Source organism: Cycloclasticus sp. PY97N, assembly GCF_002443175.1.
GTDB lineage: Bacteria > Pseudomonadota > Gammaproteobacteria > Methylococcales > Cycloclasticaceae > Cycloclasticus > Cycloclasticus pugetii.
This window is the reverse complement of the sequence record NZ_CP023664.1, coordinates 428234-454858: the sequence shown is the minus strand read 5'-3', so window position 1 is coordinate 454858 and position 26625 is coordinate 428234. Positions and strand designations below refer to the sequence as shown.

The following is a 26625-nucleotide window of genomic DNA, read 5'->3' as shown; positions in this document are numbered from 1 at the left end:
ATGAACGCAAAGAAAAACACTAGCCATTCTGCCCGGGAAACGGCTGTTCTTGTTATATGCGCCGTTATCCAACACGGCAAATCACTCACCGATGCCTTAAGTTTAAGTGAAAATTTAGAGCCTCGTGAAAAGGCATTCTGTCGAGAACTTTGCTACGGCACTCTTCGTTGGCACAGTCGTCTCGATGCCATTCTCCACCTTTTATTGAAGAAACCCTTTAAAGCTAAAGACTTGGATATTACTGTACTGGCCTTAATCGGCTTGTACCAAATTATTTATCTCAGCACACCTGACCACGCCGCCGTATCAGAGACTGTAAGCCAATGTAAACGTGGAAAAAAAAGCTGGGCGAACGGTGTGCTTAATGGCGTTTTACGCAACTTTTTACGCAACAGAGAATCACTTGAAAAAACCGTTGACGAACAACTTAACCAACGCTTCTCTCATCCAGATTGGCTCGTCAAAGAAATATCAAAAAGTTGGGGACAGCAAACTAAAAAAATTCTTGCCGCAAACAACCAGTACCCGCCCATGTCCATTCGGGTTAATCAAAAAATAGTCACGCGAGACCACTATCTACAGCAATTAAGCGACAACGCTATTCACGCAACAAAAACCCCTTTCAACACAGTAGGTTTAACACTGGAAAAACCGGTCAATGTTGATCAACTGCCTGACTTCTGGCAGGGTGCCTCTTCAGTACAAGACGGCGCAGCTCAACTGGCGGCTGAACTGTTAGACATTAAAGGCGGACAACGCATATTAGACGTCTGCGCAGCGCCAGGCGGTAAAGCAGCCCATATTTTAGAACAGGCCGCCGGCACCGTTTCTCTGCTAGCGCTTGATATTGATGAAAAGCGCAATCAACGTGTTCTAGAAAACCTTCAACGATTAAAGCTCAACGCTGAGGTCATGACCGTTGATGCACTAGAAGCCGACGAATGGTTTGATGAAAAACCTTTTCAACGCATTCTACTAGATGCACCCTGCTCCGCTACAGGCGTAATCAGACGCCACCCCGACATTAAAATATTACGTCAACCATCCGACATTCCTGCTCTTATCGAACTACAAAGCAAGCTATTAAAAACCATCTGGCCCTTGCTCGATAAAAAGGGTGTGCTTTTATATGCAACCTGCTCTATATTATCAGCTGAAAACAGCCAACAAATATCTACTTTTCTGGCCGAACACCCTGATGCAAAAGAAATTAAAATAAATGCTGAATGGGGTCACACTTGTGAACATGGCCAGCAAATTTTACCGGGTGATAACAATATGGATGGTTTTTATTACGCATGTTTAACAAAAATCTAATGCCGGCGATTCGCTTTTATTGTCGACTCTCCTTCTTCATGCTTTTTTTTGCTTGCCTGCTATTACCAGCAAACCTACTGGCCGATGAAAAACCCAATATCACCATAAAAACAGCCACACTAACGCAGCAAGACAGCACTTTTTTGCTCAACAGTCTTATAGTCTATAACCTCAGCGATGAAGCCATCGAAGCTTTGCACAACGGAGTCACTCTTACCTTCAACATTGACCTTTCAATCACTGAACCTAGAAAATGGCTTTGGAACAAACACCATACAAACCTCACCCTACCCTATCAACTGAGATACCATACTTTAGCTAAAATCTATCAAGTCTCTGATACCACCAATAATATACGACTTAACTTTTCCAGCCTTTCGGCAGCGCTTCACTCATTAGGCACACTGACTGACATCCCTATATACACATTAACAAACAGCCCTCACATTAATGCCAATGCTTCTTTAAACGCCTACCTAAATATTGAAGCATTACCACTTCCAATGCGCCCTTTAGCTTATATAACCCCTGGCTGGCACTTACGTAGCAATACCTTTCAATGGCCACTAGCCCAGTAAAAAAGAGAGCCTATTTTATTCCCGCAGGTGTGTTACTCAGCCTGCTATTTAGCCTGTACTTGATGAGCCATGCAACAGAGTCTAACTCTCAATTCAATGGCTTGTTTTCTGCACTTATTCTGATCAATATCGCAGGCACTATTTTCTTATTCGGACTGCTATTCTCAAACATTCGCTGGCTTTGGCAACAGTTTTCAACTCAAGCCGTTGGTTCACGTATTACGGTACACATTGTGCTGCTTTTTTTTGCCATTTCTGTGATCCCAACTGGCATTGTTTTTTACTTTTCTAGTCAGCTCCTACACCAAAGTATTGACAGTTGGTTTGATGCAAAAATAGACACCGCGATGGAAAGCTCATTAACACTGAGCCGCCGATCCCTAGATAACCGTACTCTTTCCTTAATGAAGGAGACTCGTCAATTAGCTAGTCAGCTAGAAAGCGAACCAGATATCTTTTTATCGCTAACCTTAGCCGGCCTACGCGCACAAACCAATGCCAATGAACTCACCGCCTTTTCAAGACAAGGGCAGATTATTGCCACAACTAACATTGATCCCAGCGTACTCATTCCCAATACGCCTGACAGTTCAACGCTTCTGCTCGCCAAACAAAACCGAGAATTTATTGGCTTCGAACCTAGCTCCGATAAAGGCTTAATTGTCCGCAGCATCGTGGAAATTAAAAACACCAATCCAAGGCGCTACCTACAAGCCATCTATGAGATACCCGAAGATATTAGTCAATTAGCCGACTCGGTAGAAAATGCTTATACGACCTATCAAGAATTCAGTTATTTACGAGACTCTTTAAAGTTTAGTTTCACCCTGACACTCTCTCTTGCTCTACTATTTAGTATTTTAGCTGCTAGCTGGGCAGCCTTTGTGTTTGCAAGAGAGCTAGTCGCACCGATTCGCCAATTAGTCAAAGGCACTCAAGCTATTGCCGAAGGGAATTACGAAAAGAAACTAAAAACCAATCGAAAAGACGAACTTGGCTTCCTCATTAATTCTTTTAATGCCATGACATTGCGAATATCTAGCTCTCGACAAGCAGCCTATAACGCCCAACGAGACGCGGAGAACCAACATGCTCATTTAGAAACCATATTAAGCCACCTTTCTAATGGTGTTTTAGGCTTTGACCTTACGTTACGACTTAAAACAACCAATTATGGTGCCAACCAGATTCTCGAACACCCCTTATCGGCCTGTATTGAATACTCACTTGCCGACATTGCCGCTAAATTCCCAGAATTAGAAGCCTTTACCAGTTTACTGATTGATAATTTTTCCGCTAAAGAAAAAGAATGGCAACGAGAATTCATCTTCTATATTAACCATCAAAAGAAAACTCTACGTCTAAAAGGCACTCCCTTGTATGCCGCCGATAAAACATTATCTGGTTACGTGTTAATTTTTGATGATGTTACCCCCATTATCCAGTCACAAAGAAACGCGGCGTGGAGCGAAGTCGCTCAACGTCTAGCACATGAAATTAAAAACCCTTTAACCCCGATTCAATTATCTGCTGAACGGCTACAAAGAAAACTTCACTCACAGCTCAATGATGATGCCAATAAAGTACTGAAAAAATCGACAGAGACCATCGTACAACAGGTCAGCGCCTTAAAAAGCATGGTCAATGACTTTTCGAATTTCGCACGCCCACCACAGTCCAAACCCCAAGTGATATCAATAAGCCAGCTTATCGATGACATCGCTTCTTTGTATCAAGGCCAAGTTCAACACCTTATAGTAACTATTGATAACGATTTACCCAACGCCTATGCAGACCCAGTTCGATTACGACAAGTTTTCATTAACCTGATAAAAAATGCGCAAGAAGCCATTGCTGACGACGAATTTGGAGAAATCAACATATCGGCCAACTACAATAAAGCCAATGATTCAATCGAGATTTGTATTGCTGATAATGGCCCAGGCGTAGATAATTCCGATATTGAACGCATTTTCGAGCCCTATGCGACGACCAAAGAGAAAGGTACTGGGCTTGGACTGGCTATTGTTAAAAAAATCATCGAGGAACATGGCGGCACGATCATTACCAAGCCGGTTACTCCACACGGGGCTAATTTCATTATTCAACTCCCTATTACGACTCCCTAAAAAAACCTAATCATTACGGATACACTTTATGAACAAACCTCATATTCTTGTTATTGACGACGAACCCGATATTCGCAGCCTAATTAGGGATATTCTCGAAGATGAAGACTATGAAGTATCTACTGCTGATAGCGCTGTAACCGCTCAGCAAGCACGTCATGAGTGTCGCCATGACTTAATTTTACTGGATATTTGGATGCCGAATACCGACGGCGTCACCTTATTAAAAGACTGGTCTACATCGGGAGATTTATCTTGCCCGGTCATTATGATGTCTGGGCACGGCACCGTTGAAACCGCTGTGGAAGCCACGCGTTTAGGCGCTTATGACTTTCTAGAAAAGCCATTATCCATTGCCAAACTATTACTGACCATTGAACGCGCACTGGAAGCTGAAAAACTTAAACAAGAGAATATCGACCTTAAACAATATTCAAATACCATTCAGGAGCCTCTTGGCAGCAGCCCACAAATTCAACAACTTCTTGAGCAGGCACGCCGACTCGGACAGCATGACACTCGCATATTATTAACGGGCGAACCTGGTAGCGGTAAAGAAACACTCGCACGATATATTCACGAACATAGCACCAGAAAACAAGGGCCTTTTATAGAGTTGAATACAGGTATTATCACTTCCCATAATGCCTTAGAAGAATTTTTTGGTCGTGAAGACGGCGACTCTATTCACTACGGTTTATTGGAAAAAGCAAACCACGGTACCTTGTTCATCGATGAAATTGGTGACATGGACAGTGAAACCCAACACCGCTTACTGAGTGCATTAGAATCTAAATCATTTCAACGCATTGGCGGCCACGAAGAAGTTAAAGCTGATGTAAGAGTTATCGCCTCGACCCGACGAGACCTGGAAGAAGCCATTCAAAATGGTCAATTTAGAAAAGACTTATACTATTTACTGAATGTCGCCTGCCTTCATTTGCCCTCGTTAAAAGATAGAAAAGAGGATATCCCTTTACTATTAGATTTCTATCTCCAGCACTACATAAAGCGAGAAAACTTACCAAAACGTAAATTCACCATTGCGGCGCAACAATTTTTAAGCGATTATACGTGGTTAGGGAATATACGCGAACTAAGGAATGTGGTTCAACGCCTCTTAATACTAGGCATTGGGGACGAGATCGGTCTAACTGAAGTCAAAACAACGCTCGGTGAATCTGCAAGATCCGTCATAACATCAAACGACATACCAATCTTTTATGATTTACCCCTTAAAGATGCTAGAGCACAATTTGAAAAAGCCTACCTTGATTACCACCTTGATCAGCACAAAGGCAGCGTTACTAAACTGGCTGAAACAACTGGCATGGAAAGAACTCACCTTTACCGCAAACTTCATGCCTTGGGCATTGAGTTTAAAGGAAAACGCTAACTCGCGCTATCGCTGTATCCTATGAGAATTATTATTTTAGGGGCCGGTCGAGTAGGCTCTACCGTTGCCAGCAACTTGTCTAGCGAAAATATCGATATCACACTGATTGATAAAGATCAAAAAGTAATAGACGCTGTCTGTGAAAGGCTTGATGTTTCAGCCATCTGCGGCAATGTCTCTCATCCAGATGTCTTAGAAAGCGCCGGCACCAAGTATGCCGATATCATCATCGCCGCAACAGACAGCGATGAAACAAATATGACCGCTTGCCAAGTCGCTCACTACTTATTTAAGGTCCCGAAAAAAATCGCGCGCGTAAGAGCAAGAACCTTCATTGACGTTCAAGAACAACTTTTTAACCCTAACGCCATCCCAATTGACGTTATTATCAACCCCGAAAATGAGATCGTACAATTTATAAAAAACCTCATTTTGCATCCCGGCTCACAGCAAGTTTTATCCTTCGCTAACGGCGTCCTCAGCCTTGTAGAAACAAAATGCAACCGAGATTGCGCATTAGTCGGGAAATCACTTGATGATTTGACCCGTTTATTACGTGGCGTTTACGCCAGAATAGCGCTCATTTATAGAGATAGCGAAATCATCATTCCCAACTATCACACCATTATTGAAGAACATGATCGCGTTTTCTTTATTGCGCCATCTAAGGATATTCAGCAAGTACTGAGCGTACTCTTCAATCAAGATAAAGCCTATAAACGATTAATTATTGCAGGTGGCGGCCGCATTGGTCTTGGTTTAGCTAAAGAGCTTGAGAACACCTTACAAGTTAAAATCATCACTAAAAGCAGCGAAAAAGCCTACGAGCTATCAGAACAGTTAGACCATAGTATCGTACTGTCCGGCGACACCACAGACGAGGCCTTTTTGCTGGATGAAAACATTGACAGAACCGATGTCTTTTGCACGCTGACAAGCGACGATGAAACGAATATTCTATGTTCCATGTTGGCCAAAAGCCTTGGCGCAAAGGTTGTCATGAGCTTAGTCGATAGAAATGCCTATATGAGCATGGTAGATAACGGGGCCATTGATAATGTCATTTACCCTCAACACACCACCATTGGAAAAATATTATCGCATATCAGACAAGGCGCTATTGCGAGTGTCCATTCTTTATTGCGGGGCAAAGCCGAAGCATTTGAAGCGATTGTCTCAAGTAGGGGACAAAAGAATAACCTCGATGGTCAAGCCATACGGGATGTTAAGCTACCTAACGGCAGCATGATTATTGGTTTAGTAAGAGAGAATATTTCCATTCCAGCAAGACAGGATGTCATTATCAAAAGTGGTGACCACCTGATTATTTTTGTTGCAGATAAGTCTTTAATTCACCAGGTAGAGGCGCTTTTTCAGCCGCCAAAATCCTTCCTTCGCCGATTTATTAATTAAATATGCATTACAACGTTATTAGACGCGTATCAGGTCTATTATTAGGCCTATTTAGCATCACCATGCTACCACCCATAGCCGTGTCTTTTATTTACGACGAACAAAACCACCAACCGTTTTTGATCGGTTTTTTTACTATTTTCCTAACCGGCTTTGTGCTCTGGTTAAGCGCCAAAAATGCTAAAGGAGATTTAAGAACACGAGATGGCTTCGTTATTGCTACTCTTTTCTGGGTTAGCCTTGGACTGTCCGGAGCCATCCCACTATATTTCTCTAGTCTGCCTTCCTTGTCATTAACCGATTCTATATTTGAATCCATTTCAGGCTTAACCACTACTGGGGCAACAGTTATTACAGGGCTCGATACGCTGCCAAAGTCTATTCTTTTTTACCGTCAACAACTCCAGTGGTTTGGTGGCATGGGTATTGTCGTACTCGCCGTTGCCGTCTTACCTATGCTGGGCATCGGTGGAATGCAGCTTTATAAAACTGAGATGCCTGGGCCCGTTAAAGATGCAAAATTGACACCCCGTATCACCGAAACAGCCAAAGCACTATGGGAGATCTACCTTGGCTTAACCATCGCATGTACACTGGCCTATTGGATCGGTGGCATGACATTTTTTGACGCACTAACACATAGTTTTAGTACCGTTTCTATTGGAGGCTTTTCAACCCATGACCTGAGCTTTGCTTTTTTTGACAGTACCGCCTTAAATTATATTTGCATTGTATTTATGCTTGTTGCGGGTATAAATTTCGCACTTCACTTTAGAGCAGCCAAATCACTCAGCCTTAAAGTTTATACTCATAATAATGAGTTTCAAACCTATCTCAGCATTCTCGTTGTACACACTCTGTTGATATCGGGAGTCCTACTTTTTTTAGGTCATGTTGATATTATTGAACAAACCCTATTTCAAGTCGTCTCATTCGCCACAACGACAGGGTTTACTTCCTCCAACCACGCCAACTGGCCTTTATTCATCCCGGTGTTACTTCTTTTTATGAGTTTCTATGGTGGTTGCGGCGGATCTACAGCAGGCGGGATTAAGGTTATCCGCATTTTAATTTTGCTCAAACAGCTTGGCAAAGAGATAACACATTTGATCCATCCACATGCCGACATGCCAATAAAACTTGATCAACGTGTCGTTTCAAGGCCGGTTATCAATGCAGTTTGGAGTTTCTTTTCTGCCTATATTTTATCTTTTGGTCTGTTAATGATTTTAATGATGATGACAGGACTAGACCAAATCACCGCTTTTTCAGCCGTTGCAGCAACCCTTAACAATCTCGGACCGGGGCTAGGCGATATTAGTAGTAGCTACGCAACCCTTCCAGACACAAGCAAGTGGATTGCCTGCTTTTCCATGCTGCTTGGCCGACTAGAAATTTTCACCTTGCTGGTCTTATTTAGCCCTGTTTTTTGGCGCGATTAGTGTCGGATTTACAACACAAGTGGGACCGTATCTATAGTCAGCGAGAAGCAGCTGATCCTAAACCGGCTGCTATGTTATCTCAATATTCACACCTATTGCCCAAGCAAGGACGTGCCCTCGATCTAGCTTGTGGCGTGGGCGGCAATACGTTCTTTTTAGCTCAACGAGGACTAACTGTCGATGCTTGGGATATTTCACCGGTTGCTATCAGTCAGATCGATCAGCGCAAAGGGCCTGCAGACAATATACGCACCTCGGTTGTTAATATTAACGATGGTGTGTTTGCAAAAAATTACTACGATATTGTTACGGTCTCATACTTTCTAGACCGACAACACATTGACGACATCATCACCACACTAAAGCCACAAGGGCTGCTTTTTTATCAAACATTTACGCGTGAAAAAGCGCAACCGGGCGGGCCATGCAACCCTGATTTTTTGCTGAAAAAAGGAGAGTTATTATCCCTTTTTTCTCAACTAACACCTATTATTTATCATGAGGAGGGCCTTATTGGCGACGCTAGTAAAGGCCTTCGAAATGAAGCCATTCTCATTGCTCAAAAGCCCGCAATGCTGAAACCCCCACTCAACTAGAAATATCATTGTATAATAAGCGGCTAACGTTAATTTAGGTCAATCCATGACTAGCATCAAAAGCACCTCGCCTACCCAGGCTTACGAAATTCTTAACAACGACTCTCATGCCGTATTGATCGACACCCGTACATTTATTGAATTTTCTTTTGTAGGCCACCCCATTGGCGCTATCCACGTACCGCTTAAAAGACCACCTAACTGGAAACCTTTACCCGATTTTGTTGAACAGGTTGAAAAGCACGTCCCTTCAAAGTCAACAACCATTGTTTTAATGTGCCGCAGTGGCGCACGCTCAATGGAAGCGGCTAAATTATTAGAAGAGGCTGGCTACCAGTCCTTATACAACATGAATGAAGGCTTTGAAGGCGATAAAGATAAAAACAACCATCGAGGCAAGCTAGGGGGCTGGCGCTATCATCAACTCCCTTGGGAACAAAGCTAACGTCGCTCTATACATAACTCATATTCATATCAACCGATACTCACCCAATCAAAGGAACCTAATTTCGTGAAACAGAACCTCCGTAATATCGCCATTATCGCCCACGTTGACCATGGCAAAACCACCCTCGTTGACAAATTACTAGAACAATCCGGCACATTAGACCGTAAAAACTCTGGTACAGAAAGAATCATGGATTCTAACGACCAAGAAAAAGAGCGCGGCATCACCATCCTCGCAAAAAACACAGCGATTGAGTGGCAAGGTCTTCATATTAATATTGTGGACACCCCGGGCCATGCCGATTTTGGTGGCGAAGTTGAGCGAGTTCTTTCAATGGTTGATTGTGTCCTATTATTGGTTGATGCAGTTGATGGCCCAATGCCACAAACACGCTTTGTAACCTCTAAAGCTTTTGAACAAGGCTTAAAGCCCATTGTTGTTATCAACAAAGTTGACAGGCCAGGCGCACGCCCTGACTGGGTTATTGACCAGGTTTTTGACCTGTTCGACAAACTTGGCGCCACCGATGAACAGCTCGATTTTCCTGTTATTTATGCCTCTGCCATTAATGGTATTGCTGGCCCAGAAGCAGATGAGCTAGCCGATGATATGACCCCATTATTTGAAATTATTAGAGACAACGTTCCCACGCCTGTTGTTGATGTAAACGCCCCATTCCAAATGCAAATTTCATCACTGGCCTACGATAGCTATGTGGGTGTTATTGGTGTTGGTCGCATTACTCGTGGCAGCTTAAAACCAGGGCAAACCGTTACTATTATTGATAGCAATGACAAACAGCGTAAAGGCAAAGTACTAAACGTAAAAGGTCATTTAGGCCTTGAACGTATAGACGTTGACGAAGCATTCGCTGGCGACATCGTTTGCATTAACGGCATCGACGGTCTTGGAATTTCTGACACACTCTGCGATCCTGATCATGTTGAAGCCATGCCTGCGCTGTCTGTAGACGAACCAACCGTTAGCATGACCTTTTCTGTTAACAACTCACCTTTTGCTGGACAAGATGGCAAGTTTGTCACTTCGCGCAATATTAAAGACCGTCTTAACCAAGAACTTATCCATAACGTTGCTCTGCGTGTTGAGCCCGGCGACTCACCTGACAAATTCATCGTATCTGGTCGAGGCGAATTGCACTTATCTGTGCTGATAGAAACCATGCGACGTGAAGGCTTTGAACTAGGTGTTGCTCGCCCTGAAGTCATCCAAAAAGAAATTGATGGCAAAATGCAGGAACCGTTCGAAATGGTTGTAATTGACATTGAAGAACAGCACCAAGGACCCATTATGGAAGAAATGGGTTTACGTAAAGCCGAGCTAACCAATATGGAGCCTGACGGTAAAGGACGCATACGACTTGAATTTATGAGCCCCTCGCGTGGTTTAATCGGCTTCCGCGGTCACTTCCTAACGCTGACGTCTGGCTCGGGTATCATGACCAGTGTCTTTGATCATTATGGTCAAGTGAAAGACGGCGAAATCACCTCTCGACAAAACGGCGTTTTAGTTTCTATGGTCAAAGGCAAAACATTGGCTTTCGGCTTATTCAACCTGCAAGAAAGAGGTAAATTATTCTTAGGTCATGCCGAAGAAGTCTACGAAGGACAAATCGTGGGGCTTCATTCACGCGGTAATGATTTAGTCGTCAACCCGACCAAAGGCAAACAGCTTACTAACGTGCGTGCATCGGGCACAGATGAAGCCTTAACACTCGTTCCTCCCGTCGTCATGACGCTAGAACAAGCGCTTGAGTTTATTGAAGATGACGAGTTAGTTGAAGTCACACCTCACCATATTCGTCTAAGAAAAAAATTACTAACCGAAAACGAACGTAAACGTGCCTCACGCGCACCAAAGTCTTAATATCAGGCACAAAAAAACCGGCGGAGTAAACTCCGCCGGTTAAGTGGTCGCATTGCTTGGTTGGCAAAAAATTTGATCCTTACCAGCATCCATACTGATTGTGTAATCCTTTACACTTCCCTAGCAAACAATCCTTGTTTGGTGAGATCCTTCTCATAAATTTTCTAGCGACGTTAAAAGTATAGACCTGACATCCCTAGTAAATAATCATCTACAACCTCAATCAGGGTAAGCATATCCTTACACCCTACAACGTTTATTTCATCAAAACATATTGTCTTTCATCCACATCAGACTTACTATACTAAACCAATTCTAATATATTCAGGGTGTAGATCATGAGCTGGACTAAAAAAGTATTACGCATAAATCTAACAAACAGGACATCTTCTGAAGAACCTCTCAATATGGAGTGGGCAGAACTTTATCTAGGCCAGAGAGGGCTAGCGACAAAGTACCTTACAGAAGAAGTGGACCCAACCGTCGAGCCTCTAGCGCCAGAAAACAAGCTGTATATGGTAACAGGCCCACTAACAGGCACCATGGCTTCAACGGGTGGTCGTTACTCTTGTGTCACTAAAAGCCCCTTAACCAATGCTCTGGCTTGCTCAAATTCAGGTGGTTTTTTTGGCAACGAAATGAAATGTGCTGGCTGGGATATGATTATCCTAGAAGGCAAAGCAAGCTCCCCAGTTTATATCAGCATCGTTGATGAAAAATGCGAGATCCTGCCGGCGGATGAAATTTGGGGCAAATCTGTTTGGGAAGCCGATGAATGGCTTCATAATAAACACCAAGACCCTCAACTAAGAATCGCTGCTATTGGCCTACCTGGTGAAAAGGGCAACCTATATTCTGCTATCGTTAATGACTTACATCGTGCTGCTGGGCGTTCCGGCGTAGGCGCTGTTATGGGTTCAAAAAATGTCAAAGCGGTGACCCTTAGAGGCAGCAAAGGTGTTGGCAATATAAAAGATCCAAAACGTTTCTTCGAAGCCACTAACAAAGCTAAAAAAATTATCGCTGACAGTGAAATGACTCAAGGCCTCAGCGCCTTAGGTACCAATGTCATGATGAACCATATGAACGAAGTGGGTGCTTTACCGGCTAGAAACTGGCAAGACAGCACCTTTGACAATGCACCTAAACTGTCAAGTGAGGCAATGGCCGTACCAAGGGAAAGTGACGGTAAGCCAAACTTAACACGAAATGCCGGCTGCTTTGCCTGCACTATATCTTGTGGACGTATCTCAACAATCGACCCAGAGCATTTCAGCATTAAAAACCGTGATGACATCCATAAGCACTTTAAAGGTAATTCTGGTGGTAATGAATATGAAGCTGCATGGGCATTAGGTTGCGATACCGGTGTAGATGATTTAGACGCCGTGACCTATGCTAACTTTGTCTGTAATGAGCAAGCTCTTGACCCCATCTCAGCAGGCGCCACTATTGCTGCAGCCATGGAGTTATATGAGCTAGGCATCCTTACAAAAGAAGATACTGGCGGCATTGAAATGAACTTTGGCAATGCTGAGGCGATGGTGGAATGTATTGAACTGATTGCAAAACATGAAGGCTTTGGACAAGAACTCGCTCAAAGTTCACTTCGTTTTTGTGAAAAATACGGCCGCCCAGACCTCGCTATTGTTGTTAAAGGGCAAGAGTTTCCAGCCTATGATGCTCGTGCTGTAAAAGGCATGGGTCTTGGATATGCCACATCAAACCGTGGCGCCTGTCACGTACGTGGTTACACTAACGGCTCAGAAACAGCCGGGATACCTTTCAAAACAGATCCATTAGCCTATGAAGGAAAAGCAGAACTACTGATGGCATTCCAAGATACAACTAGTGTGTTTGATTCTGCCGGCATCTGCACCTTCTCATCATTCGCACAAGGCATTGAAGAAGTGGCAGAACAAATTGATGCTGCCTGCGAAGGCGACTGGACAGCTGAAAGACTCGGCCAATTAGGCGAGCGCGTTTGGAACCTTGAGCGTGAGTTCAACAACAATGCTGGTTTCACTGCTGCCGATGACACGCTTCCACCTCGCTTATTAAGTGAGCCTGTCAAAGCAGGCCCTGCAAAAGGTGAAGTTTGTGAGTTAGATAGAATGTTGCCCGAATACTACGAAGTTCGTGGTTGGAATCAAGACGGCACACTTAAAGAAGCAACAAAACAACGCCTAAGTTTGTAAATTATCACTTTGTATCCGACAGAGCAGTCGTTGTGACTGCTCTGTCTTTACCATATAGAACATGCCTACAATCACCCTCAAACTTTTCGCCTCTTTAGCTAAAATAGCACCTGAAAATATAGGCGGAGAAATTAGAACGGTTCCTATTCAAGCTGGTGATACCATCACCAGCATTGCCGATCGTGAAAATTTATCACATAAGACTCTACATTTAGTTATTTTAAATGGCACTTATATCGACAAAGACAAACGTGACTCCACACTGCTTAAAGATGGCGACACGTTAAGTCTCTGGCCTCCGGTTGTTGGCGGCTAACAGATAAACGCCTATTTCCTGCTTGCTATCCTTTCTCGTTATTGGGAAAATGCCAGCTTACTCGCAACATAGCATATACTTTAAAAATGGATAGCAGAACAGCAACTGTTAATCGCGACACCCTAGAAACCCAAATCTCAGTTTCTATTAACTTAGACGGTAACGGTAAAACAAACTTTTCTACGGGAATCCCCTTTCTCGAACATATGCTTGACCAGATTGCTCGTCACGGCATGATAGATTTGGACATTAATGCCAAGGGCGATTTGCATATCGACGCTCATCACACCGTTGAGGACCTAGGCATTACATTAGGCAAAGCTGTTACTGACGCGCTGGGCGACCGCAAAGGCATTTATCGTTATGGTCATGCCTACGTACCACTAGACGAAGCTTTATCTAGGGTTGTAATCGATTTTTCTGGCCGCCCGGGACTTGTTTACGATGTCGAATTCCCTCGCGCAAGAATTGGAGATTTTGACGTTGATTTATTTCGTGAATTTTTCCAAGGTTTCGTAAACCATGCCAACATCTCTTTACATATAGATAATTTAAAAGGCCTTAATGCACACCACGTTGCTGAAACTATCTTTAAAGCGTTTGGCCGGGCTCTTCGTTTTTCATTAGAAAGAGACCCCCGTATGGAAGGCATCGTCCCTTCAACAAAAGGTTGCTTGTAACACTAAACGAGATCTAAATTATGGCCACCGTTGCCGTTATTGACTATGGGATGGGGAACTTACACTCCATCGAAAAAGCACTAAAAACCGCTTCCCCAAACGCTACTGTTATTGTAACGGCCGATAAAAATATTATTTTATCTGCTGATCACGTTGTTTTCCCTGGCGTAGGCGCTATTCGTGACTGTATGGCTGCACTACAAAAAACAGGCTTAGATGACATCATTAAACAAGTCGCACAGAACAAACCTTTACTCGGTATTTGTCTTGGTATGCAAGCGTTATTGCAACATAGCGATGAGAACAATGGGGTTACATGCTTAGGCATTATCCCTGGAAATGTTATAAAGTTTCCATCAGGAACATATGATGAACAGGGAAATACTATTAAAATTCCACACATGGGGTGGAATGAAGTTAATTACACAAACAAAAACCCACTTTTTAATAATATAGCTCAAAACGAACGATTTTATTTTGTTCATGGCTATCATGCTAGCGAAGTGGGCGAAGAACACACCTCTGCTACCACAAACTACCCAGCCCCCTTTCCCTGTGCGCTTATGTGTAAAAATATAGTCGCTGTACAATTCCACCCTGAAAAAAGCCAACATGCAGGATTGCAGTTACTTAGAAACTTCTTAAAATGGGATGGTACAGCTGAATCAAATGGACATGCTTAACTATTTTTCCAATCAAACAGATACCCTTTAAACGCAACCCTTAACACCACCAGGAACAACTAACATGATTCTTATTCCCGCCATTGATCTTAAAGAAGGTAAGTGCGTTCGCTTACGCCAAGGCCGCATGGATGATGAAACTATTTTTTCAGACAACCCTGTAGAGGTTGCTTCACGCTGGGTAAATGAAGGCGCTAAGCGGCTACACCTCGTTGACTTGGACGGTGCTTTTGCTGGCAAGCCTGTAAACGCAGGTGTTGTTCACGATATTGCGCAGGCTCACCCCGATTTAATCATCCAAGTTGGCGGCGGTATCCGCGACGAAGATACTATTCAGACCTACCTTAATGCTGGCGTACAATACGTCATTATCGGCACAAAGGCAGTCAGCGCCCCCCACTTTGTTGGTGATGTCTGCGCAGAGTTCCCTGGCCATATTATCGTTGGCCTAGATGCAAAGGATGGCAAAGTCGCTATTGATGGCTGGTCAAAACTATCTAATCACGATGTTATCGACCTAGCACAGCATTTTGAAAATGACGGTGTTGAGTCTATTATTTATACAGATATCGGTCGAGATGGCATGATGAAAGGCGTCAATGTTGAAGCCACCGCCAAACTCGCCCGCTCTATTCGTATTCCAGTTATTGCCTCTGGCGGTATTACCAATATGGATGACATTTATGCCCTAGGTAAGGTGGCCGATGATGGCATCATGGGCGCCATAACCGGTAGGGCTATTTACGAAGGCACGCTTGATTTTGCTGAAGGTGAAAAACTAGCCGAGACGTTTGCTTAATATGGCACTGGCCAAACGTATTATTCCTTGCCTAGATGTAGACAATGGCCGTGTTGTTAAGGGCGTCAAATTCGTTGATATTCGAGATGCTGGCGACCCCGTTGAAGTTGCCAGACGTTATGACCAAGAAGGAGCGGATGAAATCACCTTTCTTGATATTACCGCCACCTCGGATAACCGCGAAACCATTGTGCACGTTATAGAACAAGTTGCCGATGAAGTCTTTATTCCCCTAACCGTCGGTGGAGGTATTCGCGAATTAGCCGATATTAGCCGCATGCTAAAAGCAGGGGCAGACAAAGTTGGCATTAATAGCGCAGCTATTTTTAACCCTAACTTTGTTAAGGAAGCCGCCGAGCGATTTGGTTCACAATGCATTGTTGTCGCTATTGACGCTAAATGCGTTAGCGCCAACGACGAACCCAAACGCTGGGAAATATTCACCCATGGTGGCCGAAAAGAAACCGGTATCGATGCCATCGAATGGGCAAAAAAAATGGTTGCCTTAGGCGCCGGTGAAATTTTACTCACCAGTATGGACCGTGATGGTACTAAAATTGGGTTTGATCTTGAACTCACCCGCGCCATCAGCGAAGCGGTTGAAGTACCCGTTATTGCCTCTGGCGGTGTTGGCACCTTAGACCATTTAGTCGAGGGCGTCACTAAAGGTAAAGCCGATGCAGTCCTCGCTGCTAGCATATTTCACTTTGCAGAGTTTAGTATTGGTGAAGCAAAACAGCACATGCAAGATAATGGTATAGAGGTTCGCTTATGAGCACCTGGCTTGACGAAATAAAATGGGATGAAAAAGGCCTTCTCCCTGCTATAGCTCAAGACCACAAAACAGGCAAAATACTTATGTTTGCTTGGATGAACCAACAAGCTTTACAGCTTACCGTTGAACAAGGGCACGCTGTTTATTGGTCGCGTTCTCGCAATAAACTTTGGCATAAAGGTGAAGAATCTGGTCACCAACAAATCATCAACGATATTCGCTTAGACTGCGATGGAGATGTTATCCTACTGTCTGTTGAACAAAAAGGCGGTATTGCTTGTCATACTGGCCGGGAACGTTGCTTTTATCGGCAATTAGTCGATGAACAATGGCAAGACACAGACCCTGTTTTAAAAGACCCCAAAAATATTTATTCAAAATGAGTAACATACTGAAGCGACTTGAAACCATCTTGCAGCAGCGCAAGCAAGATGACCCCACAGCATCCTATGTTGCCAGTTTATATGATAAAGGGCTTGATACCATTCTTAAGAAAATTGGCGAAGAGGCAACAGAAACGGTCATTGCCGCTAAGTCTGGCGATAAAACACAAATTATTTACGAAACGGCAGATCTGTGGTTTCATTCACTGGTCTTATTAGCACAACAAGACTTAAGTGCTGACGATGTGCTGAAGGAACTTGAGCGCCGCTTTGGGCTATCTGGGCTAGATGAAAAAGCCAATAGAACCAAGTAGAATGATTCTTACTACAACTTTCAATTAGAGGTTACCATGGGTGGCATCGGCATTTGGCAATTAATTATTATTCTCGTTATTGTGCTTTTATTATTTGGCACAAAACGCTTACGTAACCTTGGTGGCGACTTAGGTGGCGCAATCAAAGGCTTCAAAGGCGCCATGAAAGAAGGCGAAAAAGAAAAAGACACTGATCATCAAAAATCAGTCGCTAACGACGATACTAAAAAAGACGACTCGACGCAGTAATTAACGCTTTACTGGCGTTCATTGCTGATAACGTTTTACCTTATGTCAGACATTGACCCTAACGACCAAGAAACCAGCTTCGTTTCGCACTTAGTTGAATTGCGAACGCGTCTTATTCACGCGATCATTGGTCTGCTCGTCGTTTTTTTGCCACTGGCTCCTTTCGCGAATGACATCTACTCATTGGTCGCTCAACCGCTGCTAACCCATATGCCAGAAGGCACTAGCATGGTGGCAATTGAAGTAATTTCACCCTTCCTAACACCGCTAAAGCTAACCCTAATGTTGTCCGTTTTTATTAGCATTCCATGGGTTTTCTACCAAGTCTGGCTGTTTGTGTCTCCGGGTCTTTATCAACATGAACAGCGCATCGCCTTACCGTTAATTAGCGCTGCTACTTTCCTGTTTTATGGTGGTATGCTGTTCGCTTATTTTGTCGTCATGCCGCTGATCTTCAAGTTTCTGACAGCAACCGCGCCCGAAGGCGTTGCCGTGATGACTGATATCAGCAAATATTTAGATTTCATCCTAACGCTATTTTTTGCTTTCGGCATGGCATTTCAAGTGCCTATTGCAACGTTTTTGTTGGTTAAAACTGGCGTATCAACACCACAAAGCTTGGCTGAAAAGCGCCCTTATATCATCGTTGGCGCCTTTGTTATTGGCATGTTATTAACACCACCTGATATTATCTCTCAAACCTTATTAGCTTTACCCATGTGGTTACTTTTTGAAATAGGCCTTTTAATGTCAAAAAGGTTTGCTCGACCAACCGAACACCAAACAGCCCAATGAAAACACTATTTTTACTCCTAATTATTACTATGTGCTCACCAGCATACGCAAACATGCCTTCTTTAAAACCTTGCCCAGATAAACCCAATTGCGTCTCCAGTAAAGCAGATGACGAACATGCTATTGCACCCTTTAAATTAAAACAAAATCAGCCAGTTGATCAACAGCGATTGCTAGAGGTGCTTAACCAGCTCGACAACAATATCGCTGTTATCCATGATGAGAACCATATTCATGCAGAAATCACCAGTCGTGTTTTTGGTTTTGTTGATGATCTCGATTTAATCATAAATATAGAGCAACAAATTATTCATGTACGCTCGGCCTCCCGTACGGGTTATTACGATTTTGGTGTTAACCGACGTCGCGTTGAAAGACTTCGTTCATTATTAAAACAACATGGCATTATTCTGTGATCCCTACGGCTGAACCTTTATCCTCATACCCAAAATATTGGGCGGAGTGCTATGGCGTAGCACCCTTCTTACCGACAAGCCGCGCAGAAATGGATGCGCTAGGTTGGGATAGTTGCGATATTATCGTCGTCACCGGCGATGCCTATGTAGACCACCCAAGCTTTGGCATGGCCGTTATTGGCCGACTACTGGAAAAACAAGGCTTTCGTGTTGGCATTATCGACCAACCTGACTGGCAAAGTACCAAAGATTTTTCGGCACTAGGAAAACCAAACTTATTCTTTGGTATTGCTGCCGGCAATATGGACTCAATGATTAACCGCTATACTGCGGATAAACGCGCCCGCTCAGACGATGCATATACACCTGGTGATCAGGCAGGTCGTCGTCCAGATCGCGCCGTTATTGTGTATACACAGCGATGTAAAGAGGCCTTCCCAGATGTCCCCACGGTGCTCGGAAGCATTGAAGCCAGCCTACGAAGGATAGCCCACTACGATTACTGGGATGATGCCGTTAGGCGCTCCATTTTAATTGACTCTCAAGCCGATATTTTACTCTATGGTAATGCGGAGAGAGCTATTGCGGAGTTAGCACACCGACTATCCCAAAATGAAGCCATCGCCAATATTAAGGATATTCGCGGCACGGCGTTCGTCCGCGATACATTACCGGATGGTTGGACACTCATTGACTCCACTCGCATTGACCGGCCAGGTAAAATTGACCCACACAATAACCCTTATCAGTCAGATGAAGAATTAGCCGCAGCAACCGGCGGAAAATGTCAGGTCAACAATACAAATGATTCCGACGATGGCAGCCAAGTCGTCACACTCAGCTTTTTACCTAAACACAGCAAAACTGATCGCGCTAAAACGGTTATACGTTTACCTTCATACAAAAAGGTAAAAAGCGACCCTGTTTTATACGCCCATGCTTCACGGGTTTTACACTTAGAAACCAACCCCGGCAATGCGCGTGCATTAGTACAAAACCACGACGGCAAAGACGTTTGGTTAAATCCACCACCGATTCCTTTATCCACCGAAGAAATGGACGAGGTATTTGGCTTGCCCTTTCAACGCGTCCCTCACCCAAAATATGATGGCCAGCGTATTCCCGCTTATGAAATGATCCGTTTCTCTATCAACATCATGCGCGGTTGTTTTGGTGGCTGTACTTTTTGCTCCATTACCGAACACGAAGGGCGTATCATTCAAAATCGTTCAGAACAATCCATCTTGAACGAGATTGAAGACATTCGCGACAAAACACCGGGGTTTACCGGCACAATCTCTGATCTTGGCGGCCCAACAGCTAATATGTATCGTCTTGCTTGTAAAGACCCCAAGATTGAAGCTGCCTGTAGACGACCTTCTTGCGTGTACCCTGGCATTTGCGACAACTTAAATACAGACCACGACCCGTTAATTAAGTTATATAAAAAAGCGCGAAAAATTAAAGGTGTTAAACGGATTTTAATAGCCTCCGGCCTACGGTATGACCTTGCAGTAGAATCACCTGAATACGTTGAAGAACTGGTAACCCATCATGTTGGTGGTTATTTGAAAATTGCCCCCGAACATACTGAGCAAGCGCCTTTATCGAAAATGATGAAACCGGGTATTGGCACTTACGATCGCTTTAAAACCATGTTCGAGAAATTCACCAAAAAAGCCGGGAAAAAACAGTATCTCATTCCGTACTTTATTGCCGCTCATCCTGGCACCGAAGACGAAGACATGGTCAACCTAGCTTTATGGCTGAAAAAAAATAAATTTCAAGCCGACCAAGTGCAAACCTTCTATCCATCGCCGATGGCCACCGCAACGGCGATGTATCACACTGGGAGAAACCCGCTTAAAGGCCTCAGCTATAAAAGCGAAAAAGTGAACACCGTCAGAAAGATTGAGCAGCGTCGTTTACACAAAGCACTGCTTCGTTATCATGACCCTGCTAACTGGAAGGTCATCAAAGATTTACTGTTAAAATCTGGCAAAAAACACCTCATTGGCGAAGCCCCCAACTGCTTAATACCTAGCAAACCTGTTGGCACAAAGAACTTTAAAAAGAAAGGTGTGCAGAAGTTTGTTACTAAGCACACTAAACAAGGTTACAAACCATTGACTACTAAAAAAGGAAAAAATAAGCTTTAACCCCTTTCCTTTGGCCAAGCATTGCCAAATCTATAAAACGTACTACACTGAAAACTAATACTTTCAAGAACCGTGTTCATGGAAAGAGTACGTTTTATTATATTTTGCCTTATTTGCCAACTATCGCCCCTTTCTCAGGCGGTTGAACTTATTGCGCACCCTAGCGTACCTGTTGATAGGCTATCCGCTACAGCAGCCCGTAACATCTTTACCATGCGCACCCTATATTGGCCCAGTGGCCGCCCCATAAAAGTTTTTGTGTTGAGCGATGAAAACGCTCTTCATCAACAATTTTCAAAAACAAGCCTACATGTTTTCCCTTATAAACTTAGGCGTATATGGGATAGAAACATTTATTCTGGCACAGGGGAGGCCCCCATCACCGTCGACAGTGAAGAAGAAATGCTGAAAGCCATTTCTTCTTCTCCCGGTGCCATTGGCTACGCTAACAAAGGAAATGATAATGTGCGTATTATTAAAATCGATTAAACATCGTTGCTGGGCTTTACTGGTTATTAGTAGCCAACTGCTAACCAGTTTCAGCCCCGCTCATTCTTTTGAGCCGTTAGACGACTTTCAAATACATGGCTTTGCGAGTCAAGGTTATTTTTTAACTACTGCAAATAATATATATGGTCAAAGTAGTAAACACCGTGGAACCTTAGGCCTTACAGAAACTGGCATTAATGTTTCCTTTCGCCCCCTAGATAACATACGAGTAGCTGCACAAGGGATATATCGACATGCTGGTGATGTAAGCGAAGAAGCGGGGATCGATTTTGCCTTGATCGACTGGACGATTATAGATAGTTACAGTCTGCGCATGGGTCTTCGCTTAGGGCGCATCAAAAACCCTTTTGGCTTTTATAATGAAACGCGTGACGTAGCCTTTACACGACCTTCAATAACCTTACCCGGCATAAACTACGAACGCTCTCGTAACCTACTTCTAAGCACCGATGGTGCTCAAATTTATGTCGATAAAACTCTAGATATTGGTTACTTTTCGTTTCAACTTAATGCTGGAGAATTAGGTGATGATTTAGACGAGCTTGAAATCGCTATTTTGACATTCGATGCCCCCGGCCACTTAGAAAATATGCCTAGCTACATCACTAAAATTGGCTATGAAAGTATCAGTGGCGCAACACGTTTAGCATTTAGTTATGCGAATGCTGATATGGAGTACAAACCCAGCGGGCTAGGCGACTTTTTTGACAATGGTGATTTAGATTTTGAACAGTTTATCTTGTCTGCCCAACAACGTTTTGGCGATATTACCTTAACTGGGGAATACCTTAGACAAGAAAATACTTTCAAAAACTTTGGCCCTTTCTACCCTGATGCATCGCCAGTAACTGAAAGTTACTACCTTCAAGGGGATTATTATTTCACCAACCGTGTGAAAGGCTATGCGCGTTATGATGCTTTATTCTTAGACAAAGATAACCGAAACGGTAGAACCAGCGTACCTAATTCACTTCGCAGTGCTGCTTTTACTAAAGATTATATGCTCGGCCTAGAGTGGAGCCCCTCAAGCCAATGGATGATTCAAGCAGAGTATCATCGCCTCAATGGCACCGCCATTTTGTCGTTTGCCGACAACCCAGACCGACTAGCCACAAAAAAGCATTGGAGCCTGTTTGCGCTGCAAGTCTCGTATCGCTTCTAATTTAATTAGCAAAGCAGCCAAAATCTTATGCGTCGAAAAAATAACTTATTTTTTAGCATCAAATGGAAAGCTCTATTACTTTTCGGCCTGTTGCTCAGCATTACCCATGCCATCCAATATGGCACCAGTTATAAGCAAATTACTGAGCAGTTTGAACGCCAGCATCATCAGGAACAACAATACCAATTATCTATCGTTAAAGCACTCATCGGCCAATCTGCAAGGCTTATCGAACAAATAGCAGAATTGAACACCACACAGCGTAGCAACACTCCCACTCAGTTTGAAGAACAGGCTATTAAAGCTATCACTCAGCAATGGGGGAGCCTACAAACCAACTGGGGCTTAGTGTCTATATCGTTTTACAACCAAGAAAGCCAACTAAAGGCACTCTGGGGGTCAAACGTGACGGCGGTCATACCCAATGAAGACTTAACGAACGTCCTAAGACTAGAAAAACCCAGTTATAAGCTATTTTGCCAAATCCAATGCTACCAAATTGTCTACATCCCTGTCCTTGCTGATTCAATGGGCGAGCAGAACGCTTTATTTGTCTTTGTTCGCTCGTTGGCCGACATTATCATTACATTTAAAGAAGCAACACGTACAGATATCGCCATCCTAAGCCGCTCTTCAACTACTGAGGACAATGAATACGGGCCGCTCAATATTGTGGCTAGTACTAACCCATATAAGCTTAAGCAACTTCTTACAAATTTTTATAAGGCCCACCCAGAGCAAAACCTTGCCGATACCAACGGCAGTCATTTAGATCTAGGGCAGCAGCAATTTAGCTTACGCCTGTTTAATTTAGTCGAGCCTTCTCATTCAAATAGCCCACAGCTTCTAATCGCTACCGACCTTTCTGAAGACTATCTCTTAATTGAGCAATCTAAAAAAGAAGCGCTTTATGCCATCTTACTGGCGCTAATCGCCTCTGTTGTGATTCTTTTACCTATTTTGCTGAAGGCTACTCATCGATTAATAACGGTCAGCAATGCATTGCCTGCTCTATCTAAAGGGAACTTCCATCAAGCAAGAGTCTATTTGCAACAAACGCGTAGGCATAAATATAAAACTCAAGACGAGTTAGTCACACTCGAGCAATCAGCCACTATGGTGATTGATCAATTAGAAAAAGGCAGTCAGTTAATTAGAGAAAAAGAACAAAACCTTGTTTGGCTCGCAGACCATGACTCTCTCACCAAGCTCTTTAATCGCCGCCGCTTCCAACTTGAGTTTGAGCAGCAATTAAAGATTTCTCAACGTTATAGAAGCAACGGCGCTATTCTTTATTTAGATCTCGATCAGTTTAAATACATTAATGACACCAGTGGCCATGGCGCCGGCGACCTTTTATTAAAACAAGTCGCTGAGACCATACAACAAACTATCCGCTCATCCGATATCTTAGCTCGCTTAGGGGGCGATGAATTTGCCTTACTGTTACCCAATATTGATGCTCATGGCGCCACTCAATTCGCTCAAAAAATTATAGAAAAACTGCGTTTAATGCGATTTGAATACAGTGGCACGCAACATAATATTAGCGCCAGTATTGGTATCGCTATGTTCCCCGAATATGGTTTGACTGTTCAGAATTTTATGTCAAATGCCGATATCGCAATGTACCAGGCTAAAGAAAGCGGCCGTAGTAAGTCACACCTATACTCCCAAAAAGAACAAACCAAAGAATTACTAAAAACACGCATTTTATGGAAAGAAAAAATTGAAGCGGCTCTTGCAGATAAGCGGCTTTGCCTACATTTTCAACCAATTTTAGATATTAAAACTAATCAAATCTCTCATGCTGAAGCTCTCGTTCGAATGATCGATTTGGACGGTGAAATTATTATGCCTAACAGCTTCATCCCCATAGCCGAACAGTCTGGACTCATCAACCAAATTGACTTAGCTGTTTTACAGCTGGCCTTTGAAACATTACGTTTCTTGCAGACACAAAACAACCCTTTAAAACTATCGATTAACCTGTCGGGCAAAGCTTTTAACAACACCCTCCTTATCAGCACCCTTAAAGAGGGGCTCAAGCAGCACGATATTGACGCTAAAAAACTAATCATAGAAGTCACCGAAACCACCGCTGTGGCGAACATCAATACAGCCGTCAACCTAATGAACGATATCAAGGAAACCGGTGCTAAGTTTGCACTTGATGACTTCGGCGTTGGCTATGCGTCCTTCTTTTACCTACGCCAATTACCCGTTGATTATATAAAAATAGATGGCTCCTTCATTCAAACACTTGAAAAACATAAGGAGGATCAAGTGTTTGTTAAAGCAGTGTCTGAAATATCCCAACTATCTGGATTAAAAACCATTGCTGAGTTTGTTGAAAATCAAACCATTTTAGATTTGCTTGCATCGTATAATATTGATTATGCTCAAGGCTACCATATAGCAAAGCCCTCGGCGACGCTCCCTAATAACAAACTAATCCTCAGTCACTAATCAGCCTAATATCTATACATTGACCTCGCCCTTATCGTTAAAAACCTTAAGCTTAATCGCTGGCCCAATTCTATCTTGTGTGCTGTTTTTCAGCTTTCATGGAAAGCTGCCTGAGCCTCTTATCATTACAGCAGCTATCGCTGTTTGGTGTATTACTTGGTGGATTTTTGAACCAGTGCCGATCCCCATCACGTCACTGTTACCAATTGCTATTTTTCCACTAACAGGCGTCTTAACAAGTGAGCAAGTAGCTGCCGCTTATGGCAATAAACTTATCTTACTATTACTCGGCGGCTTCTTACTGTCTACGGCTATTTCTCATTGTGGCGCTCATCGCCGTATAGCACTTACCATGGTCCATTGGTTTGGTAACAACAACCCGAAACGATTAGTATTGGGGTTTATGGTCGCCTCGGCCACACTTAGCATGTGGATTTCCAATACAGCTGCAACGATCATGCTACTTCCCGTTGTGCTAGCCGTCGTTGATAGCACTGACAATAAAAAGCTAGCCATTCCTTTATTACTAGGCCTCGCTTATTCTGCCAGCATCGGTGGCATCGGCACACCCATTGGTACCCCTCCAAATTTAATTTTCATGCAGGTTTATGAAGAGAACACCGGCTTGCAAATTAGCTTTACCCAATGGATGAGCTGGGCGCTACCGTTAGTGATCACTTTTATTCCCATCGTCTGGCTTTGGCTCACCCGACACCTACAGGGTACAGGCGAATTTTCCTTACCTGCTGTGGGCGCATGGACAACACACGAACGACGAGTCACACTTGTCGTTGGGCTTACCGCGTTGCTATGGATCACTCGCCGAGAGCCTTTTGGTGGTTGGAGTGGTTGGCTAAATTTACCGCACGCTAATGATGCATCTATCGCATTACTGGCCGTTATCGTCTTATTTATTACCCCAAATGGCAACAAGCAAAAACTCTTAGACTGGAAAGCAGCTCAGCAAATACCTTGGGGTATTTTATTATTGTTTAGCGGAGGCATTTGTCTGGCCAAAGCTTTTGTTGCCTCGGGTCTAAGCAACCAACTGGGTGAACAACTATCCGCTGTCACCGCCTTTAGCCTTATAGTGATGATAGCCATTATTGCGTTAAGCGTGACCTTTATGACCGAAGCGACCAGCAATACCGCCACCACAGCCATGCTAATGCCCATACTCGCCGCCACCGCCATTAACGCTGACATTGACCCCTTATTATTAATGGTTCCCGCCGCATTCAGCGCCAGCTGCGCCTTTATACTCCCTGTTGCTACTGCCCCGAACACCATTGTGTTTAGTAGTGGATACATCCATGGTGATCAGATGGCAAAAGAAGGCTTTATATTAAACTTGCTTGGCACCCTTGTTATAACAGCCATTTGTTGGTTCGTTTTACTCTAAATTGCGCCTTGCTATATTGCAGGTTCCGCCATTAAACGCCTACCAAAATGATGAGAGAAACAATCCAGTGATGACACTCTCTTCACTCATTGCATCGCACCGCTTAATCCTC

Annotated in this window: 25 protein-coding genes; all 25 read left to right on the top strand. The window is 43.6% G+C overall.

Going from position 1 to position 26625, the window contains the following annotated elements; translation table 11 throughout:
• Nucleotides 1–1317 carry a 16S rRNA (cytosine(967)-C(5))-methyltransferase RsmB gene (gene rsmB / locus CPC19_RS02275; protein ID WP_016390848.1) on the top strand — a complete coding sequence of 439 codons (1317 nt, stop codon included), beginning with the start codon at nucleotides 1–3 and terminating at the stop codon, nucleotides 1315–1317.
• Nucleotides 1299–1895, top strand: coding sequence for a DUF4390 domain-containing protein (locus CPC19_RS02270; protein WP_016390847.1), 597 nt, complete (start codon nucleotides 1299–1301; stop codon nucleotides 1893–1895). The genes rsmB and CPC19_RS02270 overlap by 19 nt, the downstream gene beginning before the upstream one ends.
• Nucleotides 1877–4024 carry an ATP-binding protein gene (locus CPC19_RS02265; RefSeq protein ID WP_016390846.1) on the top strand — a complete coding sequence of 716 codons (2148 nt, stop codon included), beginning with the start codon at nucleotides 1877–1879 and terminating at the stop codon, nucleotides 4022–4024. Before CPC19_RS02270 ends, CPC19_RS02265 begins: the two co-directional genes overlap by 19 nt.
• A 28-nt stretch (nucleotides 4025–4052) precedes the next feature.
• Nucleotides 4053–5420, top strand: coding sequence for a sigma-54 dependent transcriptional regulator (locus CPC19_RS02260; RefSeq protein WP_015006912.1), 1368 nt, complete (start codon nucleotides 4053–4055; stop codon nucleotides 5418–5420).
• A gap of 21 nt (nucleotides 5421–5441) precedes the next feature.
• Nucleotides 5442–6833: a Trk system potassium transporter TrkA gene (trkA, locus tag CPC19_RS02255; RefSeq protein WP_016390845.1), complete on the top strand. Its 1392-nt coding sequence runs from the start codon at nucleotides 5442–5444 to the stop codon at nucleotides 6831–6833.
• Between the two features lie 2 nt (nucleotides 6834–6835).
• Nucleotides 6836–8275, top strand: coding sequence for a TrkH family potassium uptake protein (locus CPC19_RS02250; RefSeq protein ID WP_015006914.1), 1440 nt, complete (start codon nucleotides 6836–6838; stop codon nucleotides 8273–8275).
• Nucleotides 8275–8871, top strand: coding sequence for a bifunctional 2-polyprenyl-6-hydroxyphenol methylase/3-demethylubiquinol 3-O-methyltransferase UbiG (locus tag CPC19_RS02245; RefSeq protein WP_016390843.1), 597 nt, complete (start codon nucleotides 8275–8277; stop codon nucleotides 8869–8871). The genes CPC19_RS02250 and CPC19_RS02245 overlap by 1 nt, the downstream gene beginning before the upstream one ends.
• A 46-nt stretch (nucleotides 8872–8917) precedes the next feature.
• Nucleotides 8918–9316: a rhodanese-like domain-containing protein gene (locus tag CPC19_RS02240; RefSeq protein ID WP_016390842.1), complete on the top strand. Its 399-nt coding sequence runs from the start codon at nucleotides 8918–8920 to the stop codon at nucleotides 9314–9316.
• A 66-nt stretch (nucleotides 9317–9382) separates the two neighbouring features.
• Nucleotides 9383–11203: a translational GTPase TypA gene (gene typA / locus CPC19_RS02235; RefSeq protein ID WP_015006917.1), complete on the top strand. Its 1821-nt coding sequence runs from the start codon at nucleotides 9383–9385 to the stop codon at nucleotides 11201–11203.
• A 338-nt stretch (nucleotides 11204–11541) separates the two neighbouring features.
• A complete protein-coding gene (locus CPC19_RS02230; RefSeq protein WP_015006918.1) occupies nucleotides 11542–13401 on the top strand; it encodes an aldehyde ferredoxin oxidoreductase family protein in 1860 nt (619 codons plus the stop codon).
• A 61-nt stretch (nucleotides 13402–13462) separates the two neighbouring features.
• Nucleotides 13463–13717, top strand: a complete 255-nt coding sequence (locus tag CPC19_RS02225) for a MoaD/ThiS family protein (protein WP_015006919.1) — start codon at nucleotides 13463–13465, stop codon at nucleotides 13715–13717.
• A gap of 86 nt (nucleotides 13718–13803) precedes the next feature.
• On the top strand, nucleotides 13804–14397 hold the full coding sequence (gene hisB, locus CPC19_RS02220; protein ID WP_015006920.1) for an imidazoleglycerol-phosphate dehydratase HisB: 594 nt from the start codon (nucleotides 13804–13806) through the stop codon (nucleotides 14395–14397).
• A gap of 20 nt (nucleotides 14398–14417) precedes the next feature.
• Entirely contained in the window at nucleotides 14418–15080 is a 663-nt protein-coding gene (hisH, locus tag CPC19_RS02215) for an imidazole glycerol phosphate synthase subunit HisH (protein WP_015006921.1), read from the top strand.
• Between the two features lie 64 nt (nucleotides 15081–15144).
• Nucleotides 15145–15879 (top strand): 1-(5-phosphoribosyl)-5-[(5-phosphoribosylamino)methylideneamino]imidazole-4-carboxamide isomerase, encoded by a 735-nt coding sequence (gene hisA, locus CPC19_RS02210; protein WP_015006922.1) that lies wholly within the window; start codon nucleotides 15145–15147, stop codon nucleotides 15877–15879.
• 1 nt (nucleotide 15880) lies between these two features.
• On the top strand, nucleotides 15881–16654 hold the full coding sequence (hisF, locus tag CPC19_RS02205) for an imidazole glycerol phosphate synthase subunit HisF (RefSeq protein WP_016390841.1): 774 nt from the start codon (nucleotides 15881–15883) through the stop codon (nucleotides 16652–16654).
• Nucleotides 16651–17037, top strand: coding sequence for a phosphoribosyl-AMP cyclohydrolase (gene hisI, locus CPC19_RS02200; protein WP_016390840.1), 387 nt, complete (start codon nucleotides 16651–16653; stop codon nucleotides 17035–17037). The genes hisF and hisI overlap by 4 nt, the downstream gene beginning before the upstream one ends.
• On the top strand, nucleotides 17034–17351 hold the full coding sequence (locus CPC19_RS02195) for a phosphoribosyl-ATP diphosphatase (protein WP_015006925.1): 318 nt from the start codon (nucleotides 17034–17036) through the stop codon (nucleotides 17349–17351). Before hisI ends, CPC19_RS02195 begins: the two co-directional genes overlap by 4 nt.
• Nucleotides 17352–17387: 36 nt before the next feature.
• On the top strand, nucleotides 17388–17600 hold the full coding sequence (gene tatA, locus CPC19_RS02190) for a Sec-independent protein translocase subunit TatA (protein ID WP_015006926.1): 213 nt from the start codon (nucleotides 17388–17390) through the stop codon (nucleotides 17598–17600).
• A 42-nt stretch (nucleotides 17601–17642) separates the two neighbouring features.
• Nucleotides 17643–18395 carry a twin-arginine translocase subunit TatC gene (gene tatC, locus CPC19_RS02185; protein ID WP_015006927.1) on the top strand — a complete coding sequence of 251 codons (753 nt, stop codon included), beginning with the start codon at nucleotides 17643–17645 and terminating at the stop codon, nucleotides 18393–18395.
• Between the two features lie 53 nt (nucleotides 18396–18448).
• Complete coding sequence (locus tag CPC19_RS02180; protein ID WP_015006928.1) at nucleotides 18449–18811, top strand: DUF1499 domain-containing protein; 363 nt, start codon at nucleotides 18449–18451, stop codon at nucleotides 18809–18811.
• Between the two features lie 89 nt (nucleotides 18812–18900).
• Nucleotides 18901–20970 carry a YgiQ family radical SAM protein gene (locus CPC19_RS02175; protein WP_232228656.1) on the top strand — a complete coding sequence of 690 codons (2070 nt, stop codon included), beginning with the start codon at nucleotides 18901–18903 and terminating at the stop codon, nucleotides 20968–20970.
• Nucleotides 20971–21048: 78 nt separating this feature from the next.
• Nucleotides 21049–21459: a hypothetical protein gene (locus tag CPC19_RS02170; RefSeq protein WP_016390837.1), complete on the top strand. Its 411-nt coding sequence runs from the start codon at nucleotides 21049–21051 to the stop codon at nucleotides 21457–21459.
• A complete protein-coding gene (locus CPC19_RS02165) occupies nucleotides 21434–22642 on the top strand; it encodes a hypothetical protein (protein ID WP_015006931.1) in 1209 nt (402 codons plus the stop codon). Before CPC19_RS02170 ends, CPC19_RS02165 begins: the two co-directional genes overlap by 26 nt.
• Nucleotides 22643–22669: 27 nt before the next feature.
• Complete coding sequence (locus CPC19_RS02160; protein WP_016390836.1) at nucleotides 22670–25111, top strand: EAL domain-containing protein; 2442 nt, start codon at nucleotides 22670–22672, stop codon at nucleotides 25109–25111.
• Between the two features lie 19 nt (nucleotides 25112–25130).
• Nucleotides 25131–26513, top strand: a complete 1383-nt coding sequence (locus CPC19_RS02155) for a DASS family sodium-coupled anion symporter (RefSeq protein WP_015006933.1) — start codon at nucleotides 25131–25133, stop codon at nucleotides 26511–26513.
• The last annotated feature ends 112 nt before the right edge of the window (nucleotides 26514–26625 follow it).